The sequence below is a fragment of the Mycobacterium parmense genome (assembly GCF_010730575.1).
Lineage (GTDB): Bacteria > Actinomycetota > Actinomycetes > Mycobacteriales > Mycobacteriaceae > Mycobacterium > Mycobacterium parmense.
The window spans coordinates 2,360,573-2,373,964 of sequence record NZ_AP022614.1; the positions used below are offsets into that span (position 1 = coordinate 2,360,573).

Sequence of the window (13,392 nt, forward strand, 5' to 3'; positions counted from 1 at the left end):
GGGCCCCGGTCGAAGACGCCCGAGTTCCCGCGGCCCGCGGCGCGGCCCCATCTTTGGTAGCCTCAGTCCGCGGTGAGCCGGGAAGCCTGGTCGGCACGTTTGTCCCCGACCCCGGAGCACGCCGTGAGCCTTCAGACGTATCTTCCGTGTATGCGTGCCGAGCAGATCGCCGAAGAATTCCCGGTCGTCAGCATCGATGCCAACGCGCTCGACGCTGCCCGCATGCTCGCCGAGCACCGGTTGCCCGGCCTGCTGGTCACCGACGCCGGGGGCAATCCCTGCGCGGTGCTGCCCGCCTCCCAGGTCGTCCGGTTCATCCTTCCGCGCTACGTGCAGGACGATCCGTCGCTGGCCGGTGTGCTCAACGAGTCGGTGGCCGACCGCTGCGCGGAGAAGCTGAGCGGCAAGAAGGTTCGCGACGTGCTGCCGGACCATCTGGTCGACATCCCGCCGGCCAAGGCCGACGACACCATCATCGAGGTCGCGGCGCTCATGGCGCGGCTGCGCAGCCCCCTGATCGCGGTGGTCAAGGAGGGCAGGCTGATCGGGGTGGTGACCGCATCGCGCCTGCTCGGGGCGGCGTTGGAGCATTGATCCGGCCGGGAAGCCGATGAGCGTCGTCGCGATCGCGGTGTTCGCGGTCGCCTACGTCCTGATCGCCAGCGACCGCATCAACAAGACACTGGTCGCCCTCGCGGGCGCCGCGATCGTGGTGATGCTGCCGATCATCACCTCCGACGACATCTTCTACTCACACGACACCGGCATCGACTGGGACGTCATCTTCCTGCTGTTCGGCATGATGATCATCGTCAGCGTGCTGCGCCAGACCGGCGTGTTCGAGTATGTGGCCATCTGGTCGGCCAAACGCGCCCGCGGCTCGCCGCTGCGCGTGATGATCCTGCTCGTCCTGGTCACCGCCGTCGCCTCGGCCCTGTTGGACAACGTCACCACGGTGCTGCTGGTGGGCCCGGTGACGCTGCTGGTGTGCGAACGCCTGGAGATCAAAGCCGCGCCGTTTCTGATGGCCGAGGCGTTCGCCTCGAACATCGGCGGCACGGCGACGCTGGTCGGCGACCCGCCCAACATCATCATCGCCAGCAAGGGCGGCGTGACTTTCAACGACTTCCTGATCCACCTGGCGCCGATCGTCGTCATCGTGATCGCCGTCCTGATCGCGATGCTGCCACGGCTGTTCCCCGGGGCGTTCACCGTGGACCCCGAGCGGGTCGCCGACGTCATGTCGCTGGAGGAAAAGGAAGCCATTCGCGATCCCGGGCTGCTCATCAAGTGCGGGGTGGTGCTGGTGGCGGTGTTCGCGGCCTTCATCGCCCACTCGGCGCTGCACATGGACCCGTCGGTGGTGGCGCTGCTGGGCGCCGGCATCCTGATCGTGCTGTCCCGGCTGGAGCACTCCGACTACCTGTCCAGCGTCGAATGGGACACGCTGCTGTTCTTCGCCGGACTGTTCGTCATGGTCGGCGCCCTGGTGAAGACGGGCGTCGTCAAACAACTTGCGCACGTGGCGATCACCGCCACCGGCGGCAACACCGTGGTCGCGACCATGGTGATCCTGGCGGCGTCCCTGGTGATCAGCGGCGTGGTCAACAACGTCCCCTACGCCGCGACCATGGCGCCGATCGTCGGCGACCTGGCCCCGGCCCTGACCGACCACATCAACCCGGGCGTCCTGTGGTGGGCGTTGGCCCTGGGCACCGACTTCGGCGGCAACCTGACCGCGGTCGGCGCCAGCGCCAACGTCGTCGTCCTGGGCATCGCCGCGCGCTCCGACAACCCCATCACCTTCTGGGAGTTCACCCGCAAGGGCATGGTGGTAACGGCGGTCTCGCTGGTGCTCTCCGCCGTCTACCTCTGGCTGCGTTACCTCATGGCCTGACGGGTCAGCAGCGCGACGCACTCGGCGTGGTGGGTCAGCGGGAAGGCGTCGAACACCCTCAGCTGCGCCACGGTGTAGCCGTGGCCGAGGTAGAGGCCGATATCGCGAGCGAAAGAGGCTGCCTCGCAACCGATGTGGACCACCCGGGGCACGCCGGCGGCGGCCAGCAGGTCGACGACCTCGCGCCCGGCGCCCGCGCGCGGCGGGTCCAGCACCGCCACGTCGGCGGCAGCGGCCCGCGGCGCGGCCAGCGCCCGGCGCACCGAGTCGGTGACGACGTCCACCTGCGGCAGGTCGGCCAGCGCGGCCCGGGCGGCCCGCGTCGACGCGCGCGAGGTGTCGACGCTCAACACCCGCCCGGACTCCCCCACCGCCTCGCCGAGCGCCGCGGCGAAGACGCCCGCGCCGCCGTAGAGGTCCCACGCGGTCATGCCGGCTTGCGGCTGCGCCCACTCGGCGACCAGGTCGCTGTAGACGCCCGCCGCACCGCGGTGCGCCTGCCAAAACGCGGTGACCGGAACCCGCCACGTGCGCGCGCCCACCCGCTGCACGGCCTCGTAGTCACCCTCCACCACGTCGGTCACCGTGCGCCTGCCCTGCCGCAGGGTGCGGACCACGTGGCGCGCGCCGGCGTCGTCGACGACCACGTGCAATTGCGCACCGGCCGGCCAGCCGGCCTCGCCCAGCCCGGCGAGCATCCCGGCCGGCAGCTGCGCGCAGCGCAGGTCGGTCACCAGATCGTCGCTGTGATAACGGTGAAAGCCCGGCCGGCGGTCCGCGCCCACGTCCAGCCGCACCCGGGTGCGCCAGCCGGTCGGCCCGCCGTCCGCGACCGCTTCGGCCTCGCCGCTCCAGCGGTATCCGCCCAGCCGCTCCAGCTGGTTGGCCACGACGCGGGCCTTGAGCGACCGCGCCGCCTCGGGAGTGGCGAACGCCAGGTCGCAGCAGCCGGCGCCGTCCACCCCGGCGATCGGGCACAGCGACCCGGTGCGCTCCGGCGCCGGCTCGAGCACCTCGAGGACCTCTGCGTGCCAATAGGATCCGCGATCGGCGGTGACCCGCACCCGCACCCGCTCCCCGGGCAGCGCGTAGCGGACGAACACCACCCGGCCCTCATGGTGGGCGACGCAGCTGCCGCCGTTCGCCGGATCTCCGGTGAGCAGGGTCAGTTCGGCCGGAGTCGACGACTCCGGCGGCCGGTCGAGCGCGGGTTCCGGGGTCAATCGAAAATTCCGCGACGGGCGTCGCCGGGTGCGGCGTGCGGCTGCAGGGTGCTCAGCCGCTCCGACGAACTCAGCTGCCAGGGAACGGAAGTCACCATCACGTTGGGCATGAACAGTAACCGGCCCTTGAGCCGCAGCGCGCTCTGGTTGTGCAGCACCTGCTCCCACCAGTGCCCCACCACGTACTCCGGGATGAAAACCGTCACGACGGTACGCGGCGAGTCCTTGCTGACACGTTTGACGTAATCCAGTATGGGGCGGGTGATTTCACGATACGGCGAGGCAATCACCTTGAGCGGCACGCTGATATCGCTTTCCTCCCAGCGGTGCACCAGTTCACGGGTTTCCCCGTCGTCGACGCTGACCGTGAGGGCCTCGAGCGCATCGGGGCGCGTGGCGCGGGCGTAGGCCAGCGCGCGCAGCGTCGGCAGGTGCAGCTTGGAGACCAGCACCACGGCGTGGTTGCGGCTGGGCAGCACCACGTCATGCTGGGCGGCGGCCTGCTGGGCCAGTTCGCGGTTGACGGTGTTGTAGTGCTTGTGGATCAGCTTCATGATGAGAAACAGCAGACTCATGGCGAACAACGCGATCCACGCACCGGCGAGGAACTTGGTGACCAGGACGACCACCAGGACGGTGCCGGTGGAGATCAGCCCGACCGTGTTGACCACCCGCGAGCGCATCATCTTGCGCCGCAGCCGCGGATCGGTCTCGACGCGCAACAACCGGGTCCAGTGCCGCACCATGCCGATCTGGCTGAGGGTGAACGAGATGAACACGCCGACGATGTACAGCTGGATCAGCGCGCTGAGCTCCGCCCGAAAAGCGATGATCGCCGCCAGCGCGGCCGCCGAGAGGAACAGGATGCCGTTCGAGAACGCCAGCCGGTCCCCGCGGGTGTGCAGCTGGCGGGGCAGGTAACTGTGCTGCGCCAGAATCGAGCCCAGCACCGGGAACCCGTTGAAGGCGGTGTTGGCGGCCAGCACCAGGATGAGCGCGGTCACCGCGGTGATGAGCAGGAACCCGATGTGGAAGCTGCCGAACACCGTTTCGGCCAGCTGGGTGACCAGCGTCTTCTGGTAGTAATTCGCCGGGGCGCCGGCCAGTTGGGTCGCCGGGTCGTCGACCAGCTGGACGCCGATCGCCTTGGACAGCACGATGATGCCCATCAACAACGCCACCGCGATACCGCCCAGCATCAAAAGAGTCGTTGCGGCGTTGCGCGACTTGGGTTTCTGAAACGCCGGCACGCCGTTGCTGATCGCCTCCACACCGGTCAGCGCCGCACAGCCCGACGAGAACGACCTAGCGACGAGGAACGCCAGCGCGAACCCGGCGAGCCCGCCGTTCTCGGCCTTCATGTGAAAGCCGGCGGACTCGGCCTGCAAATGGTTGTCCAGCACGAAGATCCGGATGAGTCCCCAGGCGATCATGCAGGCCACGCCGACGATGAAGGCGTAGGTGGGGATCGCGAACGCCAACCCGGATTCGCGCACCCCGCGCAGGTTCATGGCCATCACCAGCAGGATGGCGGCCACGCAGAACCACACCTTGTTGTGGGCGACGACCGGGACCGCCGAACCGATGTTCGACATCGCCGACGCCGTCGAAACCGCAACGGTCAGAACGTAATCCACCATCAGCGCGCTGGCGACCACCAGACCGGCGGTGTCACCCAGATTGGTGGTGACCACCTCGTAGTCACCGCCCCCGGAGGGGTAGGCGTGCACGTTCTGGCGGTAGCTGGCCACCACCACCAGCATGACCGCCGCCACCGACAACCCGATCCACGGCGTCAGCGCGTAGGCTGACAGTCCCCCCACGGACAGCATCAGGAAGATCTCCTCGGGGGCGTAGGCCACCGAGGACAGCGCGTCGGAGGCGAACACGGGCAAGGCGATCCGCTTGGGCAGCAGCGTGTGACTCAGCCGGTCGCTGCGGAACGGCCGACCGATAAGCAACCGGCGCGTGGCGGTTGAAAGTTTGGACACGAGAGCCAAGAGTAAGCCCACCCGCGCTTGATAGCGTTTCGTAGGCGAGAATGTTCCCGACCGAAATCGGCTGGCCAACCTTGGTTGCCGATAGAGTCACACAGACGAGACGCAGCTGAGAGGACCTCACGTGCGGGTGGTTGTGATGGGCTGCGGCCGGGTGGGCTCGTCGCTGGCCGACGGCCTGTCGCGAATCGGTCACGACGTGGCGGTGATCGACCGCGACAGCACCGCCTTCAACCGCCTCAGCCCGGATTTCGGCGGGGAGCGCGTGCTGGGCCAGGGCTTCGACCGCGACGTATTGCTGCGGGCCGGCATCGAGGAGGCCGACGCGTTCGCGGCGGTGTCATCCGGCGACAACTCCAACATCATCTCGGCACGGCTGGCGCGCGAGACCTTCGGTGTCAAGCGCGTCGTCGCCCGGATCTACGACGCCAAACGCGCCGAGGTCTACGAACGCCTGGGCATCCCGACCATCGCCACCGTCCCCTGGACCACCGACCGCCTGTTCAACCTGCTCACCCGCGAGAGCGAGACCGCCAAGTGGCGCGACCCCACCGGCACCGTCGCGGTGGCCGAGGTCGACCTGCACGAGGACTGGGTGGGGCGCCGCGCCACCGAGCTGGAGCAGGCCACCGGCGCGCGGGTGGCCTTCCTGATCCGCTTCGGAACCGGCGTGCTGCCCGAACCCAAGACCGTCATCCAGGCCGGGGACCAGGTCTACATCGCGGCCATCTCCGGGCGCGCCGCCGAGGCGGCGGCCATCGCCGCCCTGCCGCCCAGCGAGGATCTGGACTCCGGACCCGGCCACTAGCAACGAGGAAGTCCAGCCATGACAGACCCCAGCACGCAGGAGCAAGGCACATGAAGGTAGCCGTCGCCGGGGCCGGGGCCGTCGGCCGCTCGGTTACCCGCGAACTCGTCGGCAACGACCACGACGTGACGCTGATCGAACGCAACCCCGACCACGTCGACGTCGACGCCATTCCCGCCGCGCACTGGCGCCTGGGCGACGCATGCGAACTGAGCCTGCTCGAGTCGGTGCACCTGCAGGACTTCGACGTGGTGGTGGCCGCCACCGGCGACGACAAAGCCAACGTCGTGCTGAGCCTGCTGGCCAAGACCGAGTTCGCGGTGCCGCGGGTGGTGGCCCGGGTCAACGACCCCCGCAACGAGTGGCTGTTCACCGACGCCTGGGGTGTGGACGTGGCCGTGTCCACGCCGCGCATGCTGGCCTCGCTGATCGAGGAGGCCGTGGCCGTCGGAGACCTGGTGCGCCTCATGGAGTTTCGCACCGGGCAGGCCAACCTCGTCGAGATCACGCTGCCCGACGACACCCCGTGGGGCGGCAAGCCGGTGCGCCGCCTGCAGCTGCCGCGCGACGCCGCGCTGGTGACGATCCTGCGCGGCCCGCGGGTGATCGTCCCGGAGGCCGACGAGCCCCTCGAGGGCGGCGACGAGCTGCTGTTCGTCGCCGTCGCCGAAGTCGAGGAGGAGCTGCGCAACCTGCTGTTGCCGGCCGCCGACGGCACCGCCGGATAGCGGTGCGTCGCTAGTCGCGGGCCGTCTGCGCCCCGGCGGCCGAAATCGCGCGCTGGGCGGCCTTGACCGCCGCATACGTCAGCAGCGCGGCCATGGCGGTCAGCGGCCAGCCCATCCCGATGCGCGCCACGCCCAGCCAGCCGGTCTTGTCGGCGTCGTAGAGGAGCCGCTGGACCGTGAACCTGGCCGCGAACACCAGCATCCAGCCGAGCGTGGCGACGTCGAACGCGTAGACCGCACGGGGCACGGCGCGCCAGGCCCGGTCACGCCCGCTGGCCCAGCTCCAGCCGTAGCCGACCAGCGGCCGCCGGATAAGCACCGATATCCCGAAGACCACCGCCCACACCAGCGACATCCAGATGCCCAGCAGGAAGTAGCCCTTGGACTGCCCCACCAGGTACGCGATCAGCGCGCAGATGCCGACCCCTACGAACCCCGAGAACGCCGGCTGGACCGAGTCCCGCCCGATCAGGCGCCACACCAACACCAGTGCGGCCACACCGACGGCGGCCCCGATCGCGGGCAGCAGGCCGGACAGACCGGACACCGCCACGAAGGTGACCACCGGCAGCGAGGAGTAGACGACGCCGCTGATGCCCCCGGCCTGGGCCAGCAGGCGCTCGGCGCTGGTGAGGTCGCGCTCCGGTGACTCCGACTCCTGCGGGCCGGCTCCCGAGCCGCCCGGGGCGGTCACCGCTGGATTTCGTAGTGAGGGTTGTAGATGGCTTTGGTGCCGTTCTCCAGCTTGCCCAGCCGGCCCCGCACCCGCAGGGTGCGCCCCGAGTCGATGCCGGGGATCCGCCGCTGGCCCAGCCAAACCAGCGTGACGGTGTCGCTGCCGTCGAACAGCTCGGCGCGGACGCCGCCCGCGCAGGCCTTGCCGTTGCACTCCACGCTGCGCAGGGTGCCCACCATCGTGACTTCCTGGCCGCGCTCACAGTCGACCACGCGCTGCGCGCCGGTACTGGCGACCTCGTCGGACAACTCCTCGGAGTCGAGTTGCTCCGGATCCTCCGTCAACCGACGGCTGAGCCGGCGCAAATAACCCTGGGCCCCCATGGCCACTCCTGACGCTGATCAAGCTTCGGCGCTTCCATCTATGCCAACGGACACCGTAGACCTGTTGGTTCCCACGCGCCAACCGGGCCAAACCTCGTGTCGGCGCGCCCGTACACACCGGGCACTATCGACTGGTGGCTGTGGATCTGCGCGGCGTGACCGCCGTGTTGCTACCCGGGACGGGTTCCGACGACGACTACGTTCGCCGGGCCTTCGCCGGGCCGTTGCGTGCGGTCGGCGCGGTGCCGGTGACCCCCCCGCCGCGACCGGACCGGTTGGTCGACGAATACCGGGCCGCGCTGGATGCCGCCGCGGCCCGCGGGCCGATCGCGGTCGGGGGTGTCTCGATCGGCGCCGCCGTGGCGGCGGCCTGGGCGCTGGCCCACCCCGACCGCACGGTTGCGGTCCTGGCGGCGCTGCCGGCCTGGACCGGCCCCCCGGGCGAGGCTCCCGCCGCGCTGGCGGCGCGGTACTCGGCGGCACAATTGCGCGCCCACGGACTTGGGGCGGCGACCGCCATGATGCGGGCGTCGAGCCCGCCGTGGCTGGCCGACGAGCTGGCCCGGTCGTGGCGCGCGCAATGGCCGCACCTGCCCGACGCCATGGACGAGGCGGCGGCCTACGTCGCACCGAGCCGCGACGAGCTGGCCCGGCTCGGCGCGCCGCTGGCGGTGGTGGCCGCGGTCGACGATCCGATCCATCCGCTGCAGGCGGGCATGGACTGGGTGGACGCCGCGCCGCGCGCGGCCCTTCGGACGGTGACGCTGGAGGAATTCGGCGCGGACACCGCCGCCCTGGGCGCGGCCTGCCTGGCCGCGCTGGCCGAGCTGGCCGAGCTCTAGTCAGCCGCCCCTTCAGCCGCCCTTCAGCCGCCGGTAGTGGTGCGCAGCTGCTGCATGGCCGAGCCATCGGCGCTGCGCCGCGCGGCGGGCTCGTCGGGGGGCGCCTGCTCCTGCGCCTGCGCCTGGGCCTGTTGCGCGGCCGCGGCTTCGCGCAGCTGCTGGGCCATCGGCTCGGGCAACTGCACGGCCAGCGGCGTGCGCACCGGAAGGGGGGTGTCCCCCCGGCGCACCACGGTGTCCGCGAGCGCCGTCCGCGCCTCCTGCTCCAGCGCTTCCATCGTCTCCTGGGTGCCGTTGATGACGCAGCGGATCATCCAGCGGTAGCCGTCCACCCCGATGAAACGCACCACCCCGGCGGCGGTGCCGACCACCTCGCGGCCCCACGGGCCGTCCTTGATGCTGACCGTGGCCGAGTCGTTGCGCAGCGACTCGGCCAGCTCGCCGGCCACCTCGCGCCACAGCCCGCCGGTCTTCGGCGCGGCATAGGCGGCGATGGTGAAACGGCCGTTGGCCGTGACGACCCACACCGCGCTGGGAACCCCGGTCTCGGTCAGCTCGACCTGCAGCTGGCCCGCCTCGGGCATGGGGATGAGCACCGAGCCCAGGTCGAGCCGCGCCAGCTCCGCGACCGCCGGGTCGTCGAAGTCGTCGATGTCGAACGGGCCCTCGAGCTCGTCGGTGTCGTCGGGGGCCGGCGTGTCGGCGGCGGGGGCCGCGGCGACCTCGTCGGACGCTTCGGCGGCCGCGCCGGGCATGGCGGTGCCGTCGTCCTTGCGTGAGCGCTTACCAAATGCCATCACAAACTCGCATGTCCGCCGGAGGAACCGTGACCGCCGTCGCCACGGGATGTCTTGGCCAGCCCGGCCTCGTCGAACGACGCCACCTCGACCAGCTCGACCAACTCGACCCGCTGCACCAGCAACTGGGCGATGCGGTCGCCGCGGCGCACCCTGATGGGCTCGGCCGGGTCCAGGTTGATCAGCGCGACCTTGATCTCGCCGCGATAGCCCGCGTCGATGGTGCCCGGGCTGTTGACGATCGAAAGCCCCACCCGCGCAGCCAGTCCCGAACGCGGGTGCACCAGGCCGACCATGCCGTGCGGAATCGCGACCGCGACGCCCGTGCCGACCAGGGCGCGCCGGCCGGGATCGAGGACCACCTCTTCGGCGCTGTAGAGATCGACCCCGGCGTCGCCGTCGTGGGCGCGGTTGGGCAGCGGAAGTTCGGGATCGAGGCGGACGATTTTCATTTCAAGGCCAGACTGGTCGACACGGGGCCACAGATTACCCTTGACCGCGTGTCTGAGACGCGCGTCGCGCCGCACGGCGTGCGATACCGCGAACGCTTGTGGGTGCCGTGGTGGTGGTGGCCCCCGGCCTTCGCGCTCGCCGGGCTCATCGCCTTCGAGGTCAACATGGGCCTTGCCCTCCGGCCGGCCTGGTCACCGTACGCGGCGCTGTTCGCCGTCGCGACCGCGGCGCTGCTGTGGCTGGGGCGGATCGAGATACGGGTCACCTCCGGCGACGACGGCGTCGAGCTGTGGGCCGGCGACGCGCACCTGCCGGTCACGGCGATATCCCGCTCGGCAGCCATCGCGCGCTCCGCGAAATCCGCCGCGCTGGGCCGTCAGCTCGACCCGGCCGCCTACGTGCTGCACCGGGCCTGGGTGGGACCGATGATCCTGACGGTCCTCGACGACCCGGACGACCCGACGCCGTACTGGCTGGTGAGCTGCCGCCACCCGGAGCGGGTGCTGTCGGCATTGCGCAGCTGACCCCGAATCCGGTCAGGCTGCGCAATCGGTACAGATCATCACGCCGTTCTTCTCGCTGGCTAGACGGCTGCGGTGCTGCACCAAAAAGCAACTGGAGCACGTGAACTCGTCCGCCTGCTTGGGAACGACGCGAACGGACAGCTCTTCGCCGGACAGATCGGCACCGGGCAGCTCGAACGATTCGGCGGTCTCGGATTCGTCTACGTCGACCACGGCCGAGGCCGCTTCGTTGCGTCGCGCCTTGAGCTCCTCGAGCGAGTCCTCGGACACGTCATCGGTCTCGGTACGCCGTGGAGCGTCATAGTCGGTAGGCATATCTTTTCCCCTGCCCTATTTCCTCTGCATGCCTCGGTACTCAAGCAACGCTTTGTACCAGCGTCGAACGCATCCACCAAACGATTCGTGCCCGTATCGCGCCCCATTGTGATGTGATTTGCACCACACCACAATCTTCTCTCTTGTGTTCGGCTTTGAACAGTGCGTCCAGCCTGCGGCTAGAGTGCACCTGTGGTCGCACAAATCACCGAGGGTACCGCTTTTGACAAGCACGGTAGGCCATTTCGACGACGCAACCACCGTCCGGCCATCATCGTGCTCGCCTTGCTGGTGGTGGCCACCGGCGTCGTGTGGACCGTCGCGCTGACCCGCCCCGCGAAAGTCCATGAGGCCGTGGTGTGTAACCCGCCGCCGCAACCCGCGGGGGCGACCGCGGCGCCCCAACTCGGGGAGCAGGTGTCACGGACGGTCATGGCGGACGTCACACCCGCCAAGCTCGCCGACACCAGGGTCCGCGTCCTCAACGCCAGCGGCCGCGGCGGGCAGGCCGCCGACGTCGCCGGCGCGATGAAAGACCTCGGTTTCGCCCAGCCCACCGCCGCCAACGACCCCGTCTACGCCGGCACGCGACTCAACTGCCAGGGACAGATCCGGTTCGGCACGGCCGGACAAGCCACCGCCGCCGCGGTGTGGCTGGTGGCGCCGTGCTCGGAACTGTTCAACGACAACCGCGCCGACGACTCCGTCGATCTGGCGATCGGCACGGAGTTCACCGCACTGGCCCACAACGACGACATCGACGCCGTGCTGGCCAGCCTGCGTCCCGGCGCCACCGAACCCTCGGATCCCGCTCTGCTCGCCAAGATTCACTCGAGCAGCTGCTGAGGCTCAGTCCAGGATCGGGTCCAGGCCGTTATGGCGCTCCAGGACCGCCAGCAGCTCGTCGGCGATGCCGGGCGCGGCGGCCATGACCAACCCGGCCCCGTCGCCGCCCTCGGGCGGCAGCAGCACCCGGGCGCCCGCCTCGGCGGCGATCAGCGCGCCGGCGGCACGGTCCCACACCTGCAAGCCGTGCTCGTAGTAGGCGTCGAGCCGGCCCGCCGCCACCATGCACAGGTCCAGCGCCGCGGACCCGATGCGCCGGATGTCGCGCACCATCGGCAGCATGCGCGCCAGCAACGCGGCCTGCGCCGCGCGGCGCTCCCGCGCATAGCCGAAGCCGGTGCCCAGCAAGGCCATCGACAGCTCGTCGACGGCGGCGCAGCGCAGGGGCTGGGAGCCACGCTCGTCGGCGACGTGCGCGCCGAGGCCGGCCGCCGCCGAGTACACCCGGCCGGCGACCACATCGGCGACGGCACCGGCCACCGACTCGCCGTTGACCTGGACCCCCACCGACACCGCGTAGGCCGGAATGCCGTAGACGAAGTTGACGGTGCCGTCGATGGGGTCGAGCACCCAGCTGACCGCGTCCGCCGGGATGGCCGCCGGGCCGCTGGGCCCGCCGCCCTCCTCCCCGAGAATCGGTTCCCCGGGCCGCAATTCGGCCAGGCGGTCCCGCAGCAGCCGTTCGGTCTCCGTGTCGACGATGGTCACGGGGTCGGTGGGAGTGCTCTTGGACCGCACCGCGTCGCCGTCGCCGGCACCCGGGTCGGCGCCGAACACCTCGGCGCGGCGGCGCCGCACGAACTCGGCGGCCTCGACGGCCAGGGTCTCGGCAACCGAGCGCAACCGCACCAGGTCGAGATCAGCTCGGGTCACCGCTCTATCGCATCACAGCCGGCACGGCCGCGCCGAGACCCCGAGGCGCCCCGCCGCGGCGGTTAAGGTGGGCGCAGCGCCTTCGTTGCCCCGAGGAGATCTGATGACCCGCACCGACTCGCCCACGAAAACGCCCGGTGCGGGCCCGGCCGTCGCCACGCCCCAGCGCCGCGCGTTCGGTGTCGACGTCGGCGGCAGCGGCATCAAGGGCGGCATCGTCGACCTCGACACCGGCCTGCTGATCGGCGAGCGCTACAAGCTGCTGACGCCGCAGCCGGCGACCCCGGCGGCGGTCGCCAAAACCATCGCCGACGTCGTCCGCGCGTACAGCTGGACCGGCCCCCTCGGGGTGACCTATCCCGGCGTCGTCACCCACGGCGTCGTGCAGACGGCGGCGAATGTCGACAAGGCGTGGATCGGCACCAACGCGCGCGACATCATCAGCGCCGAGCTGGACGGCCAGGACGTGACCATCCTCAACGACGCCGACGCGGCCGGTCTCGCCGAGGAGCGATACGGCGCGGGCAAGGACAATTCCGGACTGGTGATCCTGCTGACCTTCGGCACCGGCATCGGCTCCGCGGTCATCCACAACGGCAAGCTGATACCCAACACCGAGTTCGGCCACCTCGAGGTCGGCGGCAAGGAGGCCGAGAAGCGGGCCGCGTCGTCGGTCAAGGAGAAGAACGACCTCAGCTACGAGAAATGGGCCAAGGAGGTCACCAGGGTGTTGGTGGCGATCGAGAACGCGATGTGGCCCGACCTGTTCATCGCCGGGGGCGGCATCAGCCGCAAAGCCGACAAGTGGGTGCCGCTGCTGGCGAACCGCACCCCGGTGGTGCCTGCGGCGCTGCTCAACACCGCCGGGATAGTCGGCGCGGCCATGGCCGCCACCGCCGACGTCACGCACTGATTTTCCCCGGTGGGGCGGGTAGGATCGCGCACTGTCGTTACAATGGTCCACGGCGGCAAACAGCCCGACTGACAGCGTGCGAGTACCGGCGCTGATCGATTACCAACGCCGACATCC

At 70.3% G+C, this 13,392-nt stretch carries 16 protein-coding genes; 8 read left to right on the top strand and 8 right to left on the bottom strand.

Translation table 11 applies throughout. The features are described from left to right. Positions 1 to 150: 150 nt before the first annotated feature. Positions 151 to 594 (top strand): CBS domain-containing protein, encoded by a 444-nt coding sequence (locus G6N48_RS10555; RefSeq protein ID WP_085270944.1) that lies wholly within the window; start codon positions 151 to 153, stop codon positions 592 to 594. 16 nt (positions 595 to 610) lie between these two features. Next, positions 611 to 1,897 (top strand): ArsB/NhaD family transporter, encoded by a 1,287-nt coding sequence (locus tag G6N48_RS10560; protein ID WP_085270945.1) that lies wholly within the window; start codon positions 611 to 613, stop codon positions 1,895 to 1,897. On the opposite strand, the gene G6N48_RS10565 is transcribed toward G6N48_RS10560, so the two are convergent. Both G6N48_RS10565 and G6N48_RS10570 read right to left on the bottom strand, forming a co-directional pair. After that, positions 1,882 to 3,066 carry a class I SAM-dependent RNA methyltransferase gene (locus G6N48_RS10565; protein WP_139825938.1) on the bottom strand — a complete coding sequence of 395 codons (1,185 nt, stop codon included), beginning with the start codon at positions 3,064 to 3,066 and terminating at the stop codon, positions 1,882 to 1,884. The two genes, G6N48_RS10560 and G6N48_RS10565, sit on opposite strands and share 16 nt — an antisense overlap. A gap of 50 nt (positions 3,067 to 3,116) precedes the next feature. Then, on the bottom strand, positions 3,117 to 5,111 hold the full coding sequence (locus G6N48_RS10570) for an APC family permease (RefSeq protein ID WP_085270947.1): 1,995 nt from the start codon (positions 5,109 to 5,111) through the stop codon (positions 3,117 to 3,119). Between the two features lie 130 nt (positions 5,112 to 5,241). Here G6N48_RS10570 and G6N48_RS10575 point away from each other — a divergent pair, with 130 nt between their 5' ends. Continuing rightward, on the top strand, positions 5,242 to 5,925 hold the full coding sequence (locus tag G6N48_RS10575; RefSeq protein ID WP_139825935.1) for a potassium channel family protein: 684 nt from the start codon (positions 5,242 to 5,244) through the stop codon (positions 5,923 to 5,925). Positions 5,926 to 5,975: 50 nt separating this feature from the next. Further along, a complete protein-coding gene (locus tag G6N48_RS10580; RefSeq protein WP_085270949.1) occupies positions 5,976 to 6,653 on the top strand; it encodes a potassium channel family protein in 678 nt (225 codons plus the stop codon). A gap of 10 nt (positions 6,654 to 6,663) precedes the next feature. Here the strand turns inward: G6N48_RS10580 and G6N48_RS10585 are convergent, their stop codons facing one another. Together G6N48_RS10585 and G6N48_RS10590 are read right to left on the bottom strand one after the other, a co-directional pair. Beyond that, positions 6,664 to 7,269, bottom strand: coding sequence for a DUF3159 domain-containing protein (locus tag G6N48_RS10585; protein WP_276080788.1), 606 nt, complete (start codon positions 7,267 to 7,269; stop codon positions 6,664 to 6,666). A 74-nt stretch (positions 7,270 to 7,343) separates the two neighbouring features. After that, complete coding sequence (locus G6N48_RS10590) at positions 7,344 to 7,712, bottom strand: OB-fold nucleic acid binding domain-containing protein (RefSeq protein ID WP_085270951.1); 369 nt, start codon at positions 7,710 to 7,712, stop codon at positions 7,344 to 7,346. Between the two features lie 134 nt (positions 7,713 to 7,846). Between G6N48_RS10590 and G6N48_RS10595 the strand changes: the two genes are divergently transcribed. Continuing rightward, complete coding sequence (locus tag G6N48_RS10595) at positions 7,847 to 8,554, top strand: serine aminopeptidase domain-containing protein (RefSeq protein WP_085270952.1); 708 nt, start codon at positions 7,847 to 7,849, stop codon at positions 8,552 to 8,554. Positions 8,555 to 8,577: 23 nt separating this feature from the next. On the opposite strand, the gene G6N48_RS10600 is transcribed toward G6N48_RS10595, so the two are convergent. Next, positions 8,578 to 9,354: a DUF3710 domain-containing protein gene (locus G6N48_RS10600; protein ID WP_085270953.1), complete on the bottom strand. Its 777-nt coding sequence runs from the start codon at positions 9,352 to 9,354 to the stop codon at positions 8,578 to 8,580. Further along, the gene (dut, locus tag G6N48_RS10605) at positions 9,351 to 9,803 is read right to left on the bottom strand and encodes a dUTP diphosphatase (RefSeq protein WP_085270954.1); all 453 of its coding nucleotides are present in this window, start codon (positions 9,801 to 9,803) and stop codon (positions 9,351 to 9,353) included. The genes G6N48_RS10600 and dut overlap by 4 nt, the downstream gene beginning before the upstream one ends. A gap of 48 nt (positions 9,804 to 9,851) precedes the next feature. Here dut and G6N48_RS10610 point away from each other — a divergent pair, with 48 nt between their 5' ends. Next, entirely contained in the window at positions 9,852 to 10,328 is a 477-nt protein-coding gene (locus G6N48_RS10610; protein WP_085270999.1) for a DUF3093 domain-containing protein, read from the top strand. Positions 10,329 to 10,340: 12 nt separating this feature from the next. Here the strand turns inward: G6N48_RS10610 and G6N48_RS10615 are convergent, their stop codons facing one another. Continuing rightward, positions 10,341 to 10,643, bottom strand: a complete 303-nt coding sequence (locus tag G6N48_RS10615; protein ID WP_085270955.1) for a DUF4193 domain-containing protein — start codon at positions 10,641 to 10,643, stop codon at positions 10,341 to 10,343. A gap of 192 nt (positions 10,644 to 10,835) precedes the next feature. On the opposite strand from G6N48_RS10615, the gene cei reads away from it, so the two are divergent. Beyond that, the gene (gene cei, locus G6N48_RS10620) at positions 10,836 to 11,489 is read left to right on the top strand and encodes an envelope integrity protein Cei (RefSeq protein ID WP_085270956.1); all 654 of its coding nucleotides are present in this window, start codon (positions 10,836 to 10,838) and stop codon (positions 11,487 to 11,489) included. 3 nt (positions 11,490 to 11,492) lie between these two features. Here cei and G6N48_RS10625 read toward each other — a convergent pair whose 3' ends face one another. Beyond that, positions 11,493 to 12,362, bottom strand: a complete 870-nt coding sequence (locus tag G6N48_RS10625) for an inositol monophosphatase family protein (RefSeq protein ID WP_085270957.1) — start codon at positions 12,360 to 12,362, stop codon at positions 11,493 to 11,495. Positions 12,363 to 12,465: 103 nt separating this feature from the next. Between G6N48_RS10625 and ppgK the strand changes: the two genes are divergently transcribed. Beyond that, complete coding sequence (ppgK, locus tag G6N48_RS10630; RefSeq protein ID WP_085270958.1) at positions 12,466 to 13,275, top strand: polyphosphate--glucose phosphotransferase; 810 nt, start codon at positions 12,466 to 12,468, stop codon at positions 13,273 to 13,275. Positions 13,276 to 13,392: the final 117 nt, after the last annotated feature.